The organism is Rhizobium sp. Root1212 (assembly GCF_001424985.1).
Lineage (GTDB): Bacteria > Pseudomonadota > Alphaproteobacteria > Rhizobiales > Rhizobiaceae > Pararhizobium.
Genome location: NZ_LMDA01000013.1, coordinates 38,905 through 57,562, shown reverse-complemented (window position 1 = coordinate 57,562; position 18,658 = coordinate 38,905). Strand labels below are relative to the sequence as shown.

The window sequence follows — 18,658 nt, the reverse complement described above, 5'->3', positions numbered from 1 at the left end:
CACTGTCGAGCCGCTGAGCGTGATTGTGTCGGATGGCAGCCCGAATGAGGTGTCGCACGCGAAGGCCGCGAGTTCCTTGCGGTCGGCCACCACCTGAGAGATGCTGCGGAAACGAACGATCGCCATGGATGTTGGAAGCTTTGACGTCGGACCGAGCCGTAGAACTTCTCGAAGCCCAGCCCGTTCTGATAGCGATCCTCCGAGAGGCTGCATGGGTTTCGGAAGGACTTCCTTGTCGTAACTGTCGCCGACATTTCCGACAGAAGGCTCTATGCCAGCTTCTGCCACCTCTCGGAGTAGCGGATGGACAAATACTGCTGCACGCGCAGACTATAGCGTAGTCCCGTGCACCGGGCGAGCTCAGGTCAACTTGGGTCACTCTCCTTGCTGAATGCTCAATGGATGGCGCGTCGGATGATGGATGGAGGTGGAGATGTTGATCGTTCTACAAGTGTCGTAAAGTCGCAGTAAATGTCCCCGAGGAACGGCAGCGATAGGACGCCAGATCGGCACAGAGGCGAACTCCGGATGCTATCGATGTGGACATTCGATCGATACATCGGCCTCTAAGTCCCGATTATCGAGAACTAGTGAAAATTCCGGCTCTTCACATTCAGCCGGTCGATGAGCAGATCAGGTATAAAAATGTCCCGCGCAGGCGCCGCTGGTTTTGGTCGATCTCTGGCATCCGGCGCCCCATTCCCATGCGCGAATTCATCGCCGCGCCCGTGCGGAAGCGGAAACGAATCCCCCCGCTCACCGAGCTGATCCAGATCATCGGATAGATCGACCAGCCGCTGTGCGACAAGATGGACCACGTCCCCTTCCCGCTGGATTTTGCCGTCGATCGCCAGCATCGAGGCCGAAAGCACAAGCCGGCGCTGGCACTCGAATAATGTTGGCCAGACCACCGCATTGACGATGCCCGTCTCATCTTCGATCGTCATGAACATGACACCCTTGGCGGAACCCGGGCGCTGGCGCACAAGCACCAGCCCGCCGGTCATCAACCAGCGCCCGTCCCGCGCGGCCATGGCTTCGGCACATGTGACCATGCGCTTCTCGCGAAGGTCCTTTCGCAGGAAGGCGACCGGATGTTGGCGGAGGGTGAGGCCGATATGGGAATAGTCCTCCACGACCTCGTGCCCTGCCTTCATCAAGGGCAAAGCAACCGAGGGCTCCTGCACTTCAGCAACCTGCCGCGCCTCGCGCTCGGCGGCCGCGGCCCATAGCTCAAGCGGCTCGTCGCGCAGCGCCTTAATAGCCCATAGCGCATCGCGGCGCTGGCGCTGTAACGACGGCAGGAAGGCATCGGCATAGGCGAGCTTCACGAGGGCGGCTGTCGGCACACCGGATCGGCGCCAGAGATCGTCGGGTGATGCGAAAGGTTCGTCGGCCCGCGCAGCTACGATCCGCGCAGCATCCGCGATTGAGAGCCCCTTCACCATCCGCATGCCCAAGCGCACGGCTTTCAGGCTGCCGTCGCCGGCGTCCTCAAGCGTGCAGTCCCAGCGGCTTTTATTGATGCAGACGGGCCGTACTTCGACGCCGTGCGCCCGCGCGTCGGACACGATTTGGGCGGGAGCGTAAAAACCCATCGGCTGCGAATTCAAAAGCGCGGCGCAAAAGGCGTCCGGGTGGTGGCATTTGACCCAGCTTGACGCGTAGGCGATCAACGCGAAACTCGCCGCATGGCTTTCCGGGAATCCGTAGCTGCCAAAGCCTTCCAGCTGCGAAAACGTGCGCTCGGCGAAATCATCCGAGTAGCCGTTCTTGACCATGCCCGCCACGAGCTTGTCCTTGAATTTCGAGACCCCGCCTGAGAACTTGAAGGTCGCCATGGATTTCCGCAACTGGTCCGCCTCCCCGCCGGTAAAACCCGCACAGACCATCGCTACCTTCATGGCGCTCTCCTGGAACAGCGGTATGCCAAGGGTTTTCGAAAGAACCGCCTCCAGCTGCGGCGTCGGATATTCGACTCGCTCCTTTCCTTCGCGCCGGCGGAGGTAGGGATGCACCATGTCACCCTGGATCGGCCCGGGTCGAACAATCGCCACCTGGATAACCAGATCGTAAAAGGTTTGAGGTTTGAGGCGCGGCAGCATGGACATTTGCGCGCGGCTCTCGATCTGGAAGGTGCCGAGCGTGTCGGCTTTGCGGATCATGGCATAAGTGCGCGGATCCTCGGCCGGAATGGAGGCGAGATCGCGGACGTCGCCCTTGTGCTCCGCCATCAGGGCAAAGGCCTTGGCCATGCAGGTCAGCATCCCGAGCGCGAGCACATCGACCTTCATGAACTTCAGCGCTTCGATGTCGTCTTTATCCCACTCGATTACTTGCCGGTCGTCCATACGTGCCGGCTCGATCGGTACGAGATCGTCGAGCCTGTCATGGGTCAGGACGAAGCCGCCTGGATGCTGGCCGAGATGGCGCGGCGCCCCCATCAAATGGTGCGCCAATTCCAGAGTTAGCTTCAGGCGATAATCGGCTGCATTGAGATTGTTCTCCTTCAGCTGACGCTCGGATACACCTTCAGACCAACCCCATACGCCGGATGACAGCTGACTGATCATATCTTCCGGCAGACCGAGCGCCTTGCCAACGTCGCGCAACGCGCCTTTAGCGCGGTAGCGGGTGACGGTCGCACACAAAGCGGCCCGACGCCGGCCATAGGTCTCATAGATCCACTGGATCACCTCTTCGCGGCGCTCGTGCTCGAAATCGACATCGATATCGGGCGGCTCGTCGCGCTGCTGGCTGATAAAGCGTTCGAAGAGCAGATCGTTGGTGTCAGGATCGATGGAGGTAACGCCCAAGCAATAGCAGACGGCCGAATTGGCAGCCGAGCCCCTACCCTGGCACAGAATCCCCTTCGAGCGGGCGAACCGGACAATCGAATAGACTGTGAGGAAATAGGGCGCATAGTTCATCGCCCGGATCAGTTCCAGCTCGTCGCACAGGGATTCCCGGACCTTGTCAGGCACGCCCTCGGGGTAGCGAGCCGCCGCCCCCTCCCAAGTGAACTTGATCAGCGACTGCTGCGGATCGAGACCGGGGACAATGGCCTCCTCCGGATATTGGTACTGCAGTTCCTTGAGGTCGAACTTGCAGCGATTGACAATCTCGCGTCCGCGGGCGAGTGCTTCAGGATATTCGGCAAAAAGCCGTTGCATCTCCTCCGGCGCTTTCAGATAGCGGTCGGCATGACGCTCGCGGTCGAAACCGACATCATCGATGGTCGTTCGCGTCCGGATGCAGGTGACGACGTCCTGCAGTTGCCGGCGGCTTGGCTCATGAAACAGCACGTCGTTGGTGACGACCGTTCTCACCTTGAAGCGGGCGGCCATGGAGGCGATGCCGTACAGACGCATGCGGTCGTTTGGCCGACGGCGTAGGCACAAGCCGACATAGGCCCGATCTCCGAATAGCTCGGCCATTTTGCGAAGCTGGACGGCGCAAGTCTCGTCAGCTTCGTCCGGCACCAGCACCCCGATCATGCCGGCCGCGTGCTCGGCAACATCAGTGAATTCGATCAGACAATTGCCTTTGCCACCACGGCTCTTGCCAAGAGACAGCAGCCGCGTCAGGCGCGAATAGGCGAGCCGGTCCATCGGATAGACGAGGATCGACATGCCATCGGTCAGGTCGAGCCGGCAACCGACGACGAGCCGAATGCCGGTGGCCTTTGCCGCCTCCCAGGCACGCACCACGCCGGCAAGACTGTTGCGGTCGACGACGCCGAGCGCGTCGATTCCGAGTGCGGCCGCCGTCGCGAACAGTTCGTCGGCGCTGGATGCACCCCTTAGAAAGCTGAAATGCGTCGTGACCTGAAGTTCGGCGTAGCGCGTCATCCGAACACCCCATGCACGAACCAGAGGTGCGAGCCTGTTTCCGGATCGATGCCGTCCCCGGCGCGATAGAGCCAGTAACGCTCGCCAAGCTCGTCTTCGACCACGAAATAGTCCCTGACCGCCTGGAACTCGCGCGGCCGGCGCCACCATTCGCCGAAAATGCGCTCCGGCCCGTCGGCGCGCATGACCTTGCGCCTCTTGCCACGCCAGGTGAACACCGCCGGCGGTTGATCCGGCAAAAGCGCGATGACCTCGATACGCTCCGGGTTTGCGAAGAGCCGCGTCGGCCGCGGCCATTTCACGGCCCAGGCCTCGCCAATATCCGGCGCGGTCGCGGCGATGCGCCGGACCGAACGCTCCGGCACATCGGAGGCGACGGGCGCGACACGGAACAGCCGGTGGCCTCGGTTTCCGAGAATGTCGACCAGAGGCGTGATGTCGGCAACCTCAGCCTCGATCAGCGAGGAGGTGACCTGACGTTCCTCTAGCGGCTCGGCAAACACGGCGACCAGAACCAGCTTCTCGATGCCGAAGCCGGGGTCGATCGTCTCGACCCGGTCGCAGAGCAGTTTCGACAGGCGCGCCGGATCGCGGACCGGCTTGGCAAGTCCGGCGCGGAGATGCTGGCGCGTGTTGTCGACGCGATGGATGAAGAGGTCGCAGCGCCGCGCACCCAGGCCGTTTTCCGCCAGCCGGGCCGAAAGCTGCCCGACCAGCCGCCGCACATATTTGGCGATGGTCTCGGGCGCACCGATCGGTTCGGCAAAATTCTTGGCGACCTCGACAAGTTCAGGCGTGCGGATCGGCTCGATCGGTTCGGCGACACAGCCGAACATCTGATCGAGCCTTCGCGCCGGTTCCGTCCCGAACCGCAGCGTCAACGGCGCGCGCGGCATGGTAGACAGCTGGCCAACCGTGTCGATGCCGAGGACCCGCAGCCCCTGTACGGTTTCCGCCGGCAGCCGAAGCGCCATAGTCGGCAGGCCCATGACCGCCTTCTTCACCTCACCCGCCGACACAACTGTCGTTTCCACCGCCAGCAAGCGGGCGAGCGCATGCGAGGCGCCCCATGTGTCTGCGACAGCGGCACGCGCCGTTAGTCCGCGACCGCGCAGCCGGTTGATGAGGCCGGAGACGAGCAGCTCTTCCCCGCCATGCAGATGATCCGCGCCTTCGGTATCGATGACGAGACCGTCAGCGCCATCGATTGCGACGACCGGGCTATATTGCCGGAGAGCCCAGAGTGCCAACCGTTCGAGCGCAGCCGCGTCCTCCGCCGGTGCAGCATCGACCATCAGGAGGTCTGTGACCATGGCTTGCGCCTTGCTGGCAGACATGCCGATCCTGAGACCAACTTGCCGAGCTATCGGATCGGCGCTGGAGATCCAGCGCTTCGAACCGCTGCGGGCAATCACGACCAGCGGCTTGTCAGCCGGCAAGGTTTCTCCAGCGTGCCGTCTGATCCGCTCGGCCGGGAGCTGTGGGAAGTAGACAGACACGACCCTTGGCATCGGGGGCTCCAATTTCAAATTCGGCGCATGCGCCCGCTTTCACGCGCATCAGTTCCGCCAGCCAGCGCGCCCTCCCGACGCCCGCCACGGGCAGTCTCTCCGACGGCAGGGTGCTGATGCGCCACCGCGTCGTCGAGGCCGTCGGCTGTCCATAGTCCGAAGCCTCGTTCTGTCGCCGCCATCGCCTCAGAACGATACCCATGGCCCCGGTCTTCTCCGCAGCGAGTTGCAGGCGCCGGGAGGCGTTCATTGGCAAACGCACCAGTTCGCCGACCACGGCGGCAAGCCCTCCAAAGGACAGCCCCTCCTCCATGGCCGACAGCGCCTCCTCCTCTCGGTCGCTTTCGCAGAAGACGACGCGGTCCGGATGGAGCCCTGCCTGAGCTACCGCAGGGAAAAACAGGTCCGGGCGCGTCATGCACCAGAGAACCTTGCCGTGCGACCGGGCGACGATGCCCGCCACGAACAGGGCTGCTGCCGCTCCATCGACGGTCCCTCCCCCACCCCCTGCCACCTCATGCAGACAGCCGTAACCCATACCCCCGCCCGGTAGAACAGCGTCGATCTCGGAGACCCCGAATGGCAGGTATGTGGCGCGTTTTCCGTAGCTGCATCCGAGAGAGGCAATTCGATCTCGTAGCTCCGATATGACAGGGTTGGCGTACGACATGTGGATCAGGACCGAAATCGGTTTTCTTCAGGTTTGAAAGGGAGTATGTTCCCTTTTTGTTCCTTATTGTTATGGGAGTCAATGTGGCCCTATGGCCGAGTGGAGGAACCGGCTTTGTCGTCCACACCAACTCCGGACGGGAAGCTCGAAGAGATTCAATCGCCTAACGAGATATCGTCCACAGGCAAACAAAATGTCATCGATGAGAAAAAATACCTATGTTGAATATCCGGCGCTGACAGAGGTCGCGCGTCCGTCATCTCGGTCGTATGTACGCCCTGTCCACGATACCGCGAGTTCGACCGGAAGGCTTTCATGCTGGATGTCGGCACAAGCACAAGCTTCATGCACTCGTCGACGCTTTGTCGGCGGTTGCGCTCGCATGCAGGCCGATGCCAATACGGATCAATGCCAAACCCGGTTTTCTGTCTGGTCGAGGCCGCGCTATGGTTGAAGAAGGAGGACCGGCCATGACCGGGACAATTGTTTCCTTTGAAGAGAAGCGACTTGAACGAATGGACAGCACGTTGTTTGGCGTCTCGGACGAGGAAGTCGAGATGACAGCGATAGTCTCACGCATGCAGTTTTGCGATGCCGAGCGGAAGCTGGTGGGTGAATACCTGTGCGTGGTCGATGGCGGTGAGGTTCTATTGAAGCCGGATGACGGCGATGCTCCGGAATTGCCGCTAATCCATATTGGAGATCTGCTCTCCAATTATGCTCGACTGCTCGATGAAGAGCACGGCCATCTGGAATATCGGCGCCAGCAACTGCAGAACCCCTGATCCGGCGACCTTTGTAGAGAGTATTACGGATCGCTGGCGTTTCGGGCTTCCCCGATCGCGTAGAAATGTCCGCCTGCGACGTGATGAATGGTCCGAAACCTGGGGTCGGCCGTCTCGAAGTGCCATCGGCCGTTTCGAAATACGCGGTCATCGGCCCACGCCGCCGTCACCTCGGCAACGAACAAGTCGTATTCATTCTGCACGTGAGGTTCGGGGATAACCCTGCACGCCAGCCATGCGGCGCATCCGCCTACGAACGGCATGTCGTGTCCAGGAATCTCGAACAGGGGTGCACCAGAGTGAGCAAGTTTGCCCGGATCGTCGTGCAAGCTTGTCGTACCGAGCGTGTTGGTCAGCACGACCTGATCGATCGTCGGCACCTGCACGACAAATTGCCCGCTGCGCTCGATCAAGATCCTGGTCTGCGCGATCTTGTCCAGCACGACCGTTAGCTTGGGCGGATCGAAATCCAGGCCGCAACACCAGGCAACAGACATCACGTTTTCGACGCCGTCATGTCTCGCCGAGACCAGCACCGTTGGACCGTGATTAATCAAACGGCCGGCACGATCAAGCGCGACGGACTGGATGTGATGTTGCATGTTGATATCTTTCGCGCGACTAAACGGATCGCAAACTCCTTGGCAGAATGGGTTGGGAGGGTCAACTTTGCCTTGGCGACAGTGCTGACCGAGCGTAGGTTCTGTCAACATGTTTCCCTTGGCCTAGGCACCGAAACCCTCAGGCCGACGCGACCGACAATGCCAGATTGCGGATACACCGCAGTTAGAGGCCGTCTCACGAGCATGATCGCTCATTTGTGGTAGCATGAAGTTGGCAACCGCTGCCCGGCAAAAGCAGGTTTTAGTGGATCCTGTTTCCAACTTTTTCATAGAAGCATTTGGATGGCTATTTCGGCTGTTCGGCGCTCCGGCGCTTGCGACTTTTATCGCTCAGATTGGCTGGTTTTTTAGCGAGCGGTACTGGCCGTCAATTAGTGCAGCAACGTTTGTCGGATTTTTCATCGAGAACCCTGACTTCGACGTTTTTTGGCTCGATGAAGCTCTTGCGCAAACTCCCTCTAGCCGCCTTGTTCGCCCTCCTTTCACTTGCAATGCTTCCTGCCATGCTTGTCGTTACCGGACCACTTCTGGCATGTCGTCGCAGGGACTAGCGCACCTCGATGCGAAAAAGCCCTGGGGGCAAGTTCCCATTTTGTTCACAGTCGTTTATAACCGTTCGATGCCCCATCTAAACTCTAGGGCGGACTTCGAAGCGGCACGGCGGACATGCAGACAACATACCTGGACAAACTCAATGATCGGCAGCGTGAGGCGGTCGAACACGGGATCGGTCTGCCTGACGGCAAGATCGGTGGTCCGCTACTGATCATCGCCGGCGCCGGCTCCGGGAAGACCAATACACTGGCCCACCGTGTCGGCCATCTCATCCTCAATGGCGCCGACCCACGTCGCATCCTGCTGATGACGTTTTCGCGCCGGGCCGCGTCCGAGATGGGACGCCGCGTCGAGCGCGTCTGCCGGCAGGTGCTCGGCGACAACGCCGACGTCATGACCCACGCGTTGGCGTGGGCCGGCACCTTCCATGGCATCGGCGCGCGGCTTATGCGTATGTATGCCGAGCAGATCGGGCTCAATGTCGACTTCACGATCCATGACCGTGAGGACAGTGCCGATCTGATGAACCTCGTTCGCCATGAACTTGGCTTCTCCAAGATGGAAAGTCGGTTTCCGACCAAGGGCACCTGCCTGGCCATCTACTCCCGCGCGGTCAACTCCGAGAGTTCCATCAACGAGGTCCTGAGGTCGGCCTATCCTTATGTGCTCGGCTGGGAGGAGCAATTGAAGCAACTTTTCGCCGCTTATGTCGAGGCAAAGCAGGCGCAGAACGTGCTCGATTACGACGACTTGCTGCTCTACTGGGTGCAGGTCATGTCCGACCCAGAACTTGCCGACGATATCGGTGGCCGTTTCGATCATGTGCTTGTCGATGAATATCAAGACACGAACCGCCTGCAGGCCTCGGTCCTGATGAGACTCAAGCCCGGCGGCTACGGACTTACAGTGGTTGGAGACGATGCCCAGTCGATCTATTCCTTTCGTGCGGCAACGGTTCGCAACATCCTCGATTTCCCCAAAGAATTCTCACCGAAGCCAGCCGACGTCATCACGCTCGATCGCAACTATCGTTCGACCCAGCCGATCCTGGCCGCGGCCAATGGGGTGATCGATCTCGCCCGCGAGCGCTTTACCAAGAACCTCTGGACGGACCGACAATCCGAGCAGCGGCCGATGCTTGTGACCGTCAAGGACGAGACCGACCAAGCGAATTACATCGTCGAACAGGTGCTGGCGAACCGCGAGGTCGGCATACCCTTGAAGCAGCAAGCCGCCCTCTTCCGAACGTCGAGCCACAGCGGCGTGCTGGAAGTCGAACTTACCCGCCGCAACATTCCCTTCGTGAAGTTCGGCGGCCTGAAGTTTCTCGACAGCGCGCATGTGAAAGACCTGCTCGCCACCTTGCGTTTTGCCCAGAACCCACGCGACCGCGTCGCCGGGTTCCGCCTTCTCCAGATGCTGCCCGGCATCGGGCCACAGACGGCGGGCAAAATCCTCGACACGATCGCCATCGACCCAGAGCCGCTCCAGTCGCTTGCGGAGATCCCGCCGCCGCCCAGGACGGGTGACGACTGGCCGGCTTTCGTCGACCTGCTCGCCAGTCTCCGGAAATCCGAAGGCGGATGGCCCGGGGAGATCGGGCTGGCGCGTCTTTGGTACGAGCCGCATCTCGATCGCATCCATGAAGATGCCGATACCCGAAAAGCCGACCTTATACAGCTCGAGCAGATCGCCGGCGGTTATCCGAGCCGCGAACGCTTCCTCACGGAACTGACGCTCGATCCGCCAGATGCCACTAGCGACCAGGCCGGTGTGCCCCTACTCGACGAGGACTATCTGATACTCTCGACGATCCATTCCGCCAAGGGGCAGGAGTGGCGTTCCGTGTTCATGCTCAACGTGGTGGATGGATGCATTCCATCTGATCTCGGCGTGGGAACAACCGCGGAGTTGGAAGAGGAGCGGCGTCTGCTCTATGTTGGCATGACGCGGGCGCGTGACAATCTTGCCCTGGTGACGCCGCAACGGTTTTTCACGCACGGCCAGAATGCCCAGGGCGATCGCCATGTCTATGCATCGCGGACGCGCTTCATACCGGCCACCCTCCTCCAATTCTTTGAGGCGACGAGTTGGCCGAAGGTCTCGGCCGCCGCCAGCGAGCGGAGCGCAAGGCAGATCCGAATCGACGTCGGCGCGCGCATGCGATCGATGTGGAAGTGACATGAGCGAGGACGACGGTACGCCGACGAGAAAGATCATCCATGTCGACATGGATGCCTTCTATGCATCGGTCGAGCAGCGCGACAATCCGGAACTGCGGGGCAGACCTGTCGCCGTCGGTGGCGCGGCGGAGCGCGGTGTCGTTGCCGCGGCGAGCTATGAGGCGCGCGCCTTCGGCGTTCGATCTGCCCTTCCCTCGGTGACGGCCAAACGGCGCTGCCCGGACCTGATCTTCGTTTCACCCCGCTTTGATGTCTACCGCGCCGTTTCGGCTCAAATCCGGGAGATATTCGCCGAACATACCGATCTGATCGAGCCACTGTCGCTTGATGAAGCCTATCTCGATGTGACCCACAACAAGCAGGATATCCCTGTCGCGACCGATATCGCCACTGTAATCCGGGCGCGTATCAACGAGGTCACCGGGCTCAACGCTTCGGCCGGTATTTCCTATTGTAAATTCCTCGCCAAGATGGCCTCCGACCTCAACAAGCCGAACGGTCAGGCTGTCATCACGCCCAAAAACGGGCCGACCTTCGTCGAGGCCCTAGCAGTGAAGAAATTCCACGGCGTCGGACCGGCGACTGCGGCAAAAATGGAGCGGCTTGGAATTCTGACCGGTGCGGACCTGAAGGCCAAATCACTCTCCTTTCTGCAGGAGCAGTTCGGAAAATCGGGAATCTGGTACTACAACATTTCCCGCGGCATCGATCATCGGGACGTGCAACCGGACCGCCCGCGCAAGTCCGTCGGCGCCGAGGACACATTCATGATCGACATATTCGATCTCGAAGCTGCCCGCGCCGAAATTATGCCGCTTGCCGCCAAGGTCTGGCGCCATTGCGAGGCCAGGGGACTTCATGGGCGAACCGTGACACTCAAGGTCAAATATGCCGACTTTCAGATCATCACACGTAGCAAAACGACCGCACCGCCGATCGCTACGATAGAGGAGCTTGCAGCCGTCGGGCAATTGCTTCTCAATCCCCTGTTCCCGACCGCCAAAGGCATCCGCTTGCTCGGCATCACGCTTTCGTCCTTAATCGATGACGAGGAAACCGCGGCGGCTCAGCTCGAGCTGCAGATGTAGATCTCCAGCGGTTCACGCTACAGGTCGAAATCCGCCCGAGATGCCTTACATTGCCAATACATAGGCCGCGACGCAGTGACGATGTTGGCCATTCGGAGGAGCCATGTGCAACGATTATCGGCTGATGGTCGAGCTTGCATCGGTCATCGAGGAATTCGAGCAGGTGAGAATCAAGATCCGGTTTCCGGAAGGACGGCCGAACATCGAGCCGCGCGAGGACATCAAGATCACCGACACGGCGCCGATCGTCCGAACCGTCGAGGGCGAGCGAGGTTCAGGCGAACTCGTTCAGCGGCGATGGAGTTGGCCAAGCCCGACCAGGAAGCCGGTCTACAATTTACGCGCGGAGGGCCGCGAGTTTACTGCCAACCGATGCCTCATTGTCGCCGACGCCTTCTTCGAGTTCACGACCCCGGAAGATCCAAAAAAGAAGCGCAAAGACAAATGGATGTTCAAAAAGGTCGGCGAGCCGATTTTCGCGATCGCGGGCGTCTGGCGTGAGACCGATGACGTCGGCCAGGCCTTCACGATGCTCACCATGCCGCCCGGACCCGACATCGCTCCCTACCATGATCGCCAGATCGTCATCCTCGAGCGAAGGGCCTGGGCTGGTTGGCTCAATCCCTCGATACCGGCAAAGTCACTGATTCAACCTCTGCCGCAAGGTTCTCTGTCGGTCGAACAGGTGGGCTGATACGCTTCGCATTTTCCCACAGCCATGCGTTCCCGGGTGGGCATGTCAGGGTCGAGGATGCCGAGGCCGCCGAGGGCGTGTGCGTCGTGGAGTTCGGAGACGGCGTGGCAATGATCGGAGAATGACATCCCGACGGCGACGACATCCATATCAATATGCCCGCCTATCGCACCGCCAAGGGAACCGACATCGGCGCGCGAAGCTCGCGGCTGGTGCTAACCAGGATGGGCAATGGCGCTTGCAGCGGCGCCCCTGACCGTCTCGAAAGGAAGCGGAATGGCCATTACCGAACCGGAGCCTATGTCGCGCGCGAAAGCGCTGGCCTACGCCGTCGGCCTGCCCGCGGCCTTGGTGGCGCTCATCTTCCTGCCGATCGGGCGTCTCGATTGGACGCCGGGCTGGATCTTCATCGGCTTTCTCGCTGCTGCCTTCGGGGTCTCGGCCCTAATCCTCAAGCGCGTGAATCCGATCATCTACCGGGCACGCAGCCGCTTTCAGCCCGGCACGGAGCGCTGGGATCGGATGCTGCTCCTGCTGATGCTGCCCGCCATGGTGGCGGAGGTGCCGCTCGCCACGCTCGACGCCGGCAGAATGGCCTGGTCGTCGGTCCCGTCCGCCATCGTGGTGCTGGGCTACGGGCTGCTTGCCGCCGGCATCGCGGTCACCACGTGGGCGCAGGCGGTCAACCGCTTTTTCGAGCCCGGCGTCCGCCTCCAGCGCGAGCGCGGCCAGCACGTCGTCACCTCCGGCCCCTACGCCTTCGTGCGCCATCCGGGCTACAGCGGCGCGCTGATGCTGTCCGCCGGGATTACGCTAGCGCTCGGCTCCTGGTGGGCGCTGCTGCCGGCGGCTGCCGCCGGCGCTATACTTGTCCTGCGCACGCGCTGGGAGGATGCCCTGCTCCACTCGGGGCTGGAGGACTATGCCGACTATGCACGGCGGGTCCGGTTCCGCCTGCTTCCCGGTGTCTGGTGACGGGCGGAACGAATCCGCCGCTCCCCGCATTTCTCCGGCACACGATATTGGTTCGTCGCCCCGCTACGGTAGCGGGGCGTCTTTTTGGAACCATGCAGGAGGTCCGCTATGCATGTTCGAATTTCTCCGCCGCAACAGCCGATCAACGACCCGGACGTCACGCTGGAATGCGAGCACGCGATCGACGGCGCGGTGCGCGAGCTTGTCGACCAGGCCGTCACCGCCGGTTGGTCGCCCGAGGTGACATTTGCGGCGATCAAACGCGTTACCGATCGACAGGCAAGGGCCTATCAGGAGGATCCCGATCCTGCAGACGACGCGGTCGAGGCTCGCCCGCGCACCGGATTCTCGCTGGCACCGTTCTAACGGTCGTTGAAGTGGACCACGCTGTTGCGAACGGAATGAGGAACGATGAAAATCGCGACGTACAATGTCAACGGGGTCAACGGGCGCCTCGCCGTACTTCTGCGATGGCTTGAGGAAGACTCTCCTGACGTGGTCTGCCTTCAGGAACTGAAATCACCGAACAATCGGTTCCCCCGCGCGGAATTGGAGCGCGCGGGCTATGGCGCAGTCTGGCATGGCCAGAAAAGCTGGAATGGCGTCGCGATCCTCGCCAAGGGTCTTGTGCCTCTCCTGACGCGCCGTGGCCTGCCGGGCGATACCGACGACACCCATAGCCGCTATATCGAGGCAGCCATCGACGGCATGCTGATCGGCTGCCTCTACCTTCCGAACGGAAATCCCGCGCCCGGCCCGAAATTCGACTACAAGCTTCGCTGGTTCCAACGGCTCCACGCCTATGCCGCTGAGCTCGTCGAACTCGACATACCCGTCCTGCTCGTGGGCGATTACAACGTCATGCCGACGGATCTCGACGTCTATGCACCCGAGCGCTGGCGGGACGATGCGCTGTTTCGCCCGGAGGTTCGCAAAGCCTATGCCGACCTTGTGTCGCAGGGCTGGACGGATGCGATCCGCCATCTGCATCCGGATGAGCGGATCTACACGTTCTGGAAATATTGGCGCAATTCCTTCGAACGTGATGCGGGCCTGCGCATCGACCATTTCCTCCTCAGTCCCGTTGTCGCCTCCTGGCTGCTGTCGGCGACCGTGCGACGCCGGCCGCGAGGTTGGGAGCACACCAGCGACCACGCACCTGTCATGATCGAGATCGAGCCGCCGAAGGAATGATATCAGGCCGAAGCCCGTTGCACGCGCCGGCGCTCGCGCGCCCGTGCCGTCCGCCGCGCTTCGCGCAACTCCTCAAGGGTCGGCAGCCACCACCCACGCCGACGCTCCTCTTTCGCCGGCTCTCTGCGCGATGGCCAAGTGTGCACCAGTTCCTCGAGCGTCGGCGTTCGCCATAGGCCCCATACTTGGTCCTCTGAGATAGTTGGATAGAGATCTGCAATACCCTCGCCATCGGCGACCTCGCCGGTTATCTCCGTAACAACGACGATACCGTATGCCAGTGTGGCAACAGCCCGGTCCAGCGGCGGGAGCCCGCTGGCTGGAAGCGGTATGCGTCGTCGCCGGCGCTCAGCAGTACGCCGACGGGCCTTCCGTTCATCCTCGGTGCCTTTTCGGGCCTCGGCGCGCTTGCGGCGTTCGCCCGGCTCGCAACGGCGCGCCTCGGCCTCGATCACCTCCCAGTGCTCGACCAGGTCGTCATAGGACGCAAATGGCACGCGCCAGACCTTGTGATCCCCATCCCAGCGGGCGAACGGCACCTGCCGGATTTCGTCAACCAGCGCGCGAGAATACGGCGTCCTGATGCGAAAGCCGTCCTTGTCGACCAGGAGATAAGAACTAAGAATCGGCTCGAAGGCGAAGGCGTCCCTGCCCTTGGCTTCGGCATAGGGATCGACGCGAGATTGCTCGTTGGCCAGCCAGCGATCAATGCGCCGGCCGGCGGTCTTACCAGGAACGATCCACGCTTTTCGCCGGTCGCTCCAACGGGCGCGCGGAAACGTCTCGCGAAACCGCTGCACTGTCATCCGATCGAACGGAAATGCGACGGCGGCGCGCTCGCCGCCATCACCGATTTCATCGTCAGGTTCGATATCGTCGACCATATCTTCACCTGTGAAGGAGGGACGGACAGTCCGCTCCTCAGTGCTTCATATGCCGGTCACCGCGGTCGCCTTCGCCGGGCTTGGCCTCCGCCTTAGCCTTATGCCGACGGTCGGCCGACAGGGAACGGCTGACATCGACACTTTCCTTAAACTGGCCCTTCTCGTCCCGGCGGACATAGCGCTTGCCGGTTCCCGTATCGATGGTCTCACGCTTCGTCATGACTTTTCTTCCTTTCGGTTACGGTTTCGGAAGAACGCATGACGCGGCGAAAAAGATGCAGTGAATCAAGTACATATTCCAGGCTCGCAATAGTCGAAGGGGGGCGCAGCCTAAGCGCTTGATTTTTGATTCATTTTTGAACTGGAACAAAGTCGCAAGTGGTTCGCTTGACTCGCTTTGGTTGCGTCGAGTCGGGAGTTTCGAGATGGCCGGTCAGCGTGCCCAGTGGAAGGGCTTCATCAAATTCGGCGAGGTTGCATGCGGCGTCGGTCTTTATACGGCCGCCAGCACGTCCGAGCGCATCTCGTTCCACACGATCAACAAGAAGACCGGCAACCGCGTGAACCGTGTCTTTGTCGACAGCGACACGGGCAAGGAGGTCGAACGGGAGGATCAGACCAAGGGATTCGAGATCGAGAACGGCCAATACATCATGGTCGATCCCGAGGAGGTCGCGGCCACGATACCGGAGAGCGACAAGACGCTCACCGTCGAGGCCTTCATCCCATGCTCCGATGTCGACGACGTTTATTTCGACAAGCCCTATTATCTCGTCCCGACAGACCGCGTCTCTTCCGATGCGTTCACGGCGTTGCGCGATGCCATGGAAAGGTCCCAGGTCGCCGCGGTCGCTCACACGGTCCTCTTCCGCCGCATGCGCACGGTGCTGATCCGCACGCATGGCAAAGGGCTGATCGCCACGACGATGCAATATGACTATGAGGTCCGGTCGTCGGAAAAAGCATTCGAAGAGATTCCGAAACTGCGCATCAAGGGTGAGATGCTGGATCTCGCCAAGCACATTATCGCGACGAAAAAGGGCTCGTTCGATCCCGCAGCGTTCGACGATCGCTACGAAGCGGCCGTTGCAGAACTGGTGAAAGCGAAGATCGAGGGCAAGGCGCTGCCGAAGCGCAAGGAGGTCAAGGTCTCGAAACCGGACGATCTGCTCGCGGCACTGCGCGAAAGCGCCAAGATGTTGAAGGCGAGTAACGACGAGCCGAAGCGTTCGGCGGCGAACGCCAACAAGGGTGCCGACAGGAAGCCGGCAGCGCGTACAGGGGCATCAAAATTGAGCGCCGCAGCTGCGCACCGTAAAGCTAGTTGAGGAGAACGACAATGGCGCCTCGTCCCTACTGGAAAGGATACCTCAAGCTCTCGCTCGTGACGTGCCCGGTCTCGATGTCCCCGGCGACGTCCGAAAGCGAGAAGGTCCGGTTTCATACCCTCAACAGAGCGACCGGCAATCGGGTCGTCTCGCAATATGTGGATGCGGTCACGCGCAAGCCCGTTAAAAGTGAAGACGAGATGAAGGGCTATGCCCGCGGCGAGAACGACTATGTGCTTCTCACCGACGACGAACTGGACGCGGTCGCCCTCGATACGGTCAAGACGATCGATATCGAGAAGTTCGTTCCGCGCGACAGCATCGAATGGGTCTATCTCGAAAAACCGCACTACCTTGTGCCGGAGGATCCAGTCGGCCACGAGGCTTTCGCCGTCATTCGCGATGCCATGGCGGCCGGCGCGGTTTTTGGCGTCTCCAAGCTGGTGATCGGCCGGCGCGAGCGGGCTGTCGTCCTCGAACCGCGCGGCGAAGGCATCGTGCTGTGGACGCTGCGTTTCGGCGACGAGGTTCGGCCGGAGGGATCCTATTTCGAGGCGATCGACGACAAGGCAGACCCCGAGCTCATTCCTCTGGTGCAGAAGTTCATCAAGCAGCACACGAAGGAATGGTCACCGGATATGGTCTCCGATCCGGTGCAGGACGCCCTGCTCGACATCATCGCCAAAAAGAAGAAAGCGCTGAGGCCGTCCCGAAAGGGCAAGGCCAAGGATGAGGAACGCCCGTCAGGCAATGTCATCGACATCATGGATGCGCTCCGCAAAAGCCTCGCTACCGGTGGCAAAAGCAAACGCGCATCCTGAAATCGTCACGAAAGACACCTATGTTCGAACTCTCTCCATGTGATGGACATCGATGAAACGAAAGCGCCAATCCGCCATCCCCCTTTACGACCAATCTCGGGAGACGCTTCAGTCGCGTCCGGTTCGCAGGCGCGATCCCGAGCAGCCGAGCCTGCCCTTTGACCCGATGCCGGATCGTGTCGAGCCGTGTCTTGCCCTGCTGCGGCCGGGGTCCCCGGAGGGGCCGGACTGGCTGTACGAACTCAAATGGGACGGCTACCGCCTGGCAATCCACATCGCGCCCAAGGGCGTGCGGATCATCACCCGCGGCGGCCACGACTGGACCCATCGTTTCCCCAGGATTGCCGAAGCTGCCAGCAAGCTTGGCGTAGGCACCGCCATTCTGGACGGCGAGGCCGTGGTCCTCAACAAAGAAGGACGCTCGGACTTCGGGGCGCTGCAGCGCTCGCTCGGTGGGCGCGGCGGCAAGCGCGCGTCGACCGAGGCGATCTTCTTCGCCTTTGATCTCCTCTATTTCGACGGCCACGATCTGACCAAGACCGAACTTGATGTTCGCCGGCATCTGCTCGAAGACTTTCTCGACGGAACGGTTGGCGCGGTGCAGCTCTCGGAGGAAGTGCATGGGGACGGAGCCGCGCTCCTGGCAAACGCCTGCAGAATGGGTCTCGAAGGTATCGTTGCCAAGCACCGTGACCGACCCTATCGCTCCGGCCGCACCGGTGACTGGATCAAGATCAAGTGCGTGCAGAGCGAAAGCTTCATGATCGTCGGCTACGAGCATTCCGCATCGGCGCGCGGCGGGATCGGAAGCCTGCTCCTAGCCGCGCGCAAGGGCGATGGCTGGATGTCGGTCGGCTCGGTCGGGACCGGGTTCAAGACGAACGATGCCGAATATCTGCGCAAGACGCTCCACAAACTCAAAATGAAAACACCGGTCGTCCCGCTAAAGGGCAAAAACTATGTCTTCGCCCAGCCGACATTGATCGCCGAGATCGAATTCAGGGGCTGGACCGACGACGGCAACTTGCGCCATTCCTCCTATAAGGGGTTGCGCGAAATCCAGGACAATGCCGCCGTGTTCGATATGGCGGCAATTCCAAAGAGCAGCTGATCATCCCCTGGGGTTGAGATCGGCATGGTCCAGGCCGAAGTGATCGAGCACCAGTTGCAGATTGCGCCGGTTGGATTTGAAATAGATGTCGAAAACGTCGCCGAGCACCGGCACGCTTCCCGCAACCGTATCGAAGCCGACATTGACGAGCATCTTGACAAGCTTGTCGTTCGGAACGCCAAGGCGGCGGGCCTCGTTGACGATGACGAGGCTGATGGCAGCAGCTGCGAAATCACCGACGCCCGGGATAAGGCCTAGAACCGAGTCTGCGCCCAGAGAAATCCGCGTGCCGGGAACGCGGAGCGCCGTGTCCATCAACCGCGCCAGGCCGCGGATACGCCGAATGCGGGTGAGGTGCTCGATGGGTATGTCGTGCTTCTTCATT

The 18,658-nt window shown here is 61.1% G+C and carries 17 protein-coding genes; 10 read left to right on the top strand and 7 right to left on the bottom strand.

Annotated features, from left to right (window positions below; all coding sequences use genetic code 11):
• Positions 1 to 587 precede the first annotated feature (587 nt).
• Genes ASC86_RS15245 through ASC86_RS15235 form a run of 3 tightly spaced genes read right to left on the bottom strand, consistent with a single transcriptional unit; the run spans position 588 to position 6,032 of the window.
• Complete coding sequence (locus tag ASC86_RS15245; protein ID WP_056322800.1) at positions 588 to 3,851, bottom strand: error-prone DNA polymerase; 3,264 nt, start codon at positions 3,849 to 3,851, stop codon at positions 588 to 590.
• On the bottom strand, positions 3,848 to 5,362 hold the full coding sequence (locus ASC86_RS15240) for a DNA polymerase Y family protein (protein WP_200943821.1): 1,515 nt from the start codon (positions 5,360 to 5,362) through the stop codon (positions 3,848 to 3,850). Before ASC86_RS15240 ends, ASC86_RS15245 begins: the two co-directional genes overlap by 4 nt.
• Positions 5,280 to 6,032 carry an ImuA family protein gene (locus ASC86_RS15235; RefSeq protein WP_056322794.1) on the bottom strand — a complete coding sequence of 251 codons (753 nt, stop codon included), beginning with the start codon at positions 6,030 to 6,032 and terminating at the stop codon, positions 5,280 to 5,282. The genes ASC86_RS15240 and ASC86_RS15235 overlap by 83 nt, the downstream gene beginning before the upstream one ends.
• A gap of 470 nt (positions 6,033 to 6,502) precedes the next feature.
• On the opposite strand from ASC86_RS15235, the gene ASC86_RS15230 reads away from it, so the two are divergent.
• A complete protein-coding gene (locus tag ASC86_RS15230) occupies positions 6,503 to 6,817 on the top strand; it encodes a hypothetical protein (protein ID WP_056322792.1) in 315 nt (104 codons plus the stop codon).
• A 23-nt stretch (positions 6,818 to 6,840) separates the two neighbouring features.
• Here the strand turns inward: ASC86_RS15230 and ASC86_RS15225 are convergent, their stop codons facing one another.
• Positions 6,841 to 7,419 carry a flavin reductase family protein gene (locus ASC86_RS15225; protein WP_056322788.1) on the bottom strand — a complete coding sequence of 193 codons (579 nt, stop codon included), beginning with the start codon at positions 7,417 to 7,419 and terminating at the stop codon, positions 6,841 to 6,843.
• 687 nt (positions 7,420 to 8,106) lie between these two features.
• On the opposite strand from ASC86_RS15225, the gene ASC86_RS15220 reads away from it, so the two are divergent.
• From ASC86_RS15220 to xth, 6 genes are all read left to right on the top strand, one after another.
• Positions 8,107 to 10,176, top strand: coding sequence for an ATP-dependent helicase (locus ASC86_RS15220; protein WP_056322786.1), 2,070 nt, complete (start codon positions 8,107 to 8,109; stop codon positions 10,174 to 10,176).
• Between the two features lies 1 nt (position 10,177).
• The gene (gene dinB, locus ASC86_RS15215; protein WP_056322783.1) at positions 10,178 to 11,266 is read left to right on the top strand and encodes a DNA polymerase IV; all 1,089 of its coding nucleotides are present in this window, start codon (positions 10,178 to 10,180) and stop codon (positions 11,264 to 11,266) included.
• A 103-nt stretch (positions 11,267 to 11,369) separates the two neighbouring features.
• On the top strand, positions 11,370 to 11,960 hold the full coding sequence (locus ASC86_RS15210; RefSeq protein WP_056322781.1) for an SOS response-associated peptidase: 591 nt from the start codon (positions 11,370 to 11,372) through the stop codon (positions 11,958 to 11,960).
• Between the two features lie 276 nt (positions 11,961 to 12,236).
• Positions 12,237 to 12,935, top strand: a complete 699-nt coding sequence (locus ASC86_RS15205; RefSeq protein ID WP_200943820.1) for an isoprenylcysteine carboxylmethyltransferase family protein — start codon at positions 12,237 to 12,239, stop codon at positions 12,933 to 12,935.
• A 108-nt stretch (positions 12,936 to 13,043) separates the two neighbouring features.
• Positions 13,044 to 13,301: a hypothetical protein gene (locus ASC86_RS15200; RefSeq protein ID WP_056322779.1), complete on the top strand. Its 258-nt coding sequence runs from the start codon at positions 13,044 to 13,046 to the stop codon at positions 13,299 to 13,301.
• 45 nt (positions 13,302 to 13,346) lie between these two features.
• Entirely contained in the window at positions 13,347 to 14,129 is a 783-nt protein-coding gene (gene xth, locus ASC86_RS15195; RefSeq protein ID WP_056322776.1) for an exodeoxyribonuclease III, read from the top strand.
• Positions 14,130 to 14,131: 2 nt separating this feature from the next.
• On the opposite strand, the gene ASC86_RS15190 is transcribed toward xth, so the two are convergent.
• Together ASC86_RS15190 and ASC86_RS15185 are read right to left on the bottom strand one after the other, a co-directional pair.
• Complete coding sequence (locus tag ASC86_RS15190; protein ID WP_056322774.1) at positions 14,132 to 15,013, bottom strand: hypothetical protein; 882 nt, start codon at positions 15,011 to 15,013, stop codon at positions 14,132 to 14,134.
• Positions 15,014 to 15,050: 37 nt separating this feature from the next.
• A complete protein-coding gene (locus ASC86_RS15185; RefSeq protein ID WP_056322771.1) occupies positions 15,051 to 15,233 on the bottom strand; it encodes a hypothetical protein in 183 nt (60 codons plus the stop codon).
• Between the two features lie 205 nt (positions 15,234 to 15,438).
• Here ASC86_RS15185 and ASC86_RS15180 point away from each other — a divergent pair, with 205 nt between their 5' ends.
• Genes ASC86_RS15180 through ligD form a run of 3 tightly spaced genes read left to right on the top strand, consistent with a single transcriptional unit; the run spans position 15,439 to position 18,273 of the window.
• The gene (locus tag ASC86_RS15180) at positions 15,439 to 16,341 is read left to right on the top strand and encodes a Ku protein (protein ID WP_056322768.1); all 903 of its coding nucleotides are present in this window, start codon (positions 15,439 to 15,441) and stop codon (positions 16,339 to 16,341) included.
• An 11-nt stretch (positions 16,342 to 16,352) separates the two neighbouring features.
• Positions 16,353 to 17,162 (top strand): Ku protein, encoded by an 810-nt coding sequence (locus tag ASC86_RS15175; RefSeq protein ID WP_056322765.1) that lies wholly within the window; start codon positions 16,353 to 16,355, stop codon positions 17,160 to 17,162.
• Positions 17,163 to 17,214: 52 nt separating this feature from the next.
• Positions 17,215 to 18,273 carry a non-homologous end-joining DNA ligase gene (gene ligD, locus ASC86_RS15170; protein WP_056322763.1) on the top strand — a complete coding sequence of 353 codons (1,059 nt, stop codon included), beginning with the start codon at positions 17,215 to 17,217 and terminating at the stop codon, positions 18,271 to 18,273.
• Here the strand turns inward: ligD and ASC86_RS15165 are convergent, their stop codons facing one another.
• The gene (locus tag ASC86_RS15165) at positions 18,274 to 18,657 is read right to left on the bottom strand and encodes a DUF4112 domain-containing protein (protein ID WP_056322760.1); all 384 of its coding nucleotides are present in this window, start codon (positions 18,655 to 18,657) and stop codon (positions 18,274 to 18,276) included. It lies immediately after the preceding gene.
• Between the last annotated feature and the right edge of the window lies 1 nt (position 18,658).

Bases quoted from the DNA above. Each gene is read 5' to 3' on its own strand.
- ASC86_RS15245 (WP_056322800.1), bottom strand. From the start codon at position 3,851: ATGACGCGCTACGCCGAACTTCAGGTCACGACGCATTTCAGCTTTCTA.
- ASC86_RS15240 (WP_200943821.1), bottom strand. From the start codon at position 5,362: ATGCCAAGGGTCGTGTCTGTCTACTTCCCACAGCTCCCGGCCGAGCGG.
- ASC86_RS15235 (WP_056322794.1), bottom strand. From the start codon at position 6,032: ATGTCGTACGCCAACCCTGTCATATCGGAGCTACGAGATCGAATTGCC.
- ASC86_RS15230 (WP_056322792.1), top strand. From the start codon at position 6,503: ATGACCGGGACAATTGTTTCCTTTGAAGAGAAGCGACTTGAACGAATG.
- ASC86_RS15225 (WP_056322788.1), bottom strand. From the start codon at position 7,419: ATGCAACATCACATCCAGTCCGTCGCGCTTGATCGTGCCGGCCGTTTG.
- ASC86_RS15220 (WP_056322786.1), top strand. From the start codon at position 8,107: ATGCAGACAACATACCTGGACAAACTCAATGATCGGCAGCGTGAGGCG.
- dinB (WP_056322783.1), top strand. From the start codon at position 10,178: ATGAGCGAGGACGACGGTACGCCGACGAGAAAGATCATCCATGTCGAC.
- ASC86_RS15210 (WP_056322781.1), top strand. From the start codon at position 11,370: ATGTGCAACGATTATCGGCTGATGGTCGAGCTTGCATCGGTCATCGAG.
- ASC86_RS15205 (WP_200943820.1), top strand. From the start codon at position 12,237: ATGGCCATTACCGAACCGGAGCCTATGTCGCGCGCGAAAGCGCTGGCC.
- ASC86_RS15200 (WP_056322779.1), top strand. From the start codon at position 13,044: ATGCATGTTCGAATTTCTCCGCCGCAACAGCCGATCAACGACCCGGAC.
- xth (WP_056322776.1), top strand. From the start codon at position 13,347: ATGAAAATCGCGACGTACAATGTCAACGGGGTCAACGGGCGCCTCGCC.
- ASC86_RS15190 (WP_056322774.1), bottom strand. From the start codon at position 15,013: ATGGTCGACGATATCGAACCTGACGATGAAATCGGTGATGGCGGCGAG.
- ASC86_RS15185 (WP_056322771.1), bottom strand. From the start codon at position 15,233: ATGACGAAGCGTGAGACCATCGATACGGGAACCGGCAAGCGCTATGTC.
- ASC86_RS15180 (WP_056322768.1), top strand. From the start codon at position 15,439: ATGGCCGGTCAGCGTGCCCAGTGGAAGGGCTTCATCAAATTCGGCGAG.
- ASC86_RS15175 (WP_056322765.1), top strand. From the start codon at position 16,353: ATGGCGCCTCGTCCCTACTGGAAAGGATACCTCAAGCTCTCGCTCGTG.
- ligD (WP_056322763.1), top strand. From the start codon at position 17,215: ATGAAACGAAAGCGCCAATCCGCCATCCCCCTTTACGACCAATCTCGG.
- ASC86_RS15165 (WP_056322760.1), bottom strand. From the start codon at position 18,657: ATGAAGAAGCACGACATACCCATCGAGCACCTCACCCGCATTCGGCGT.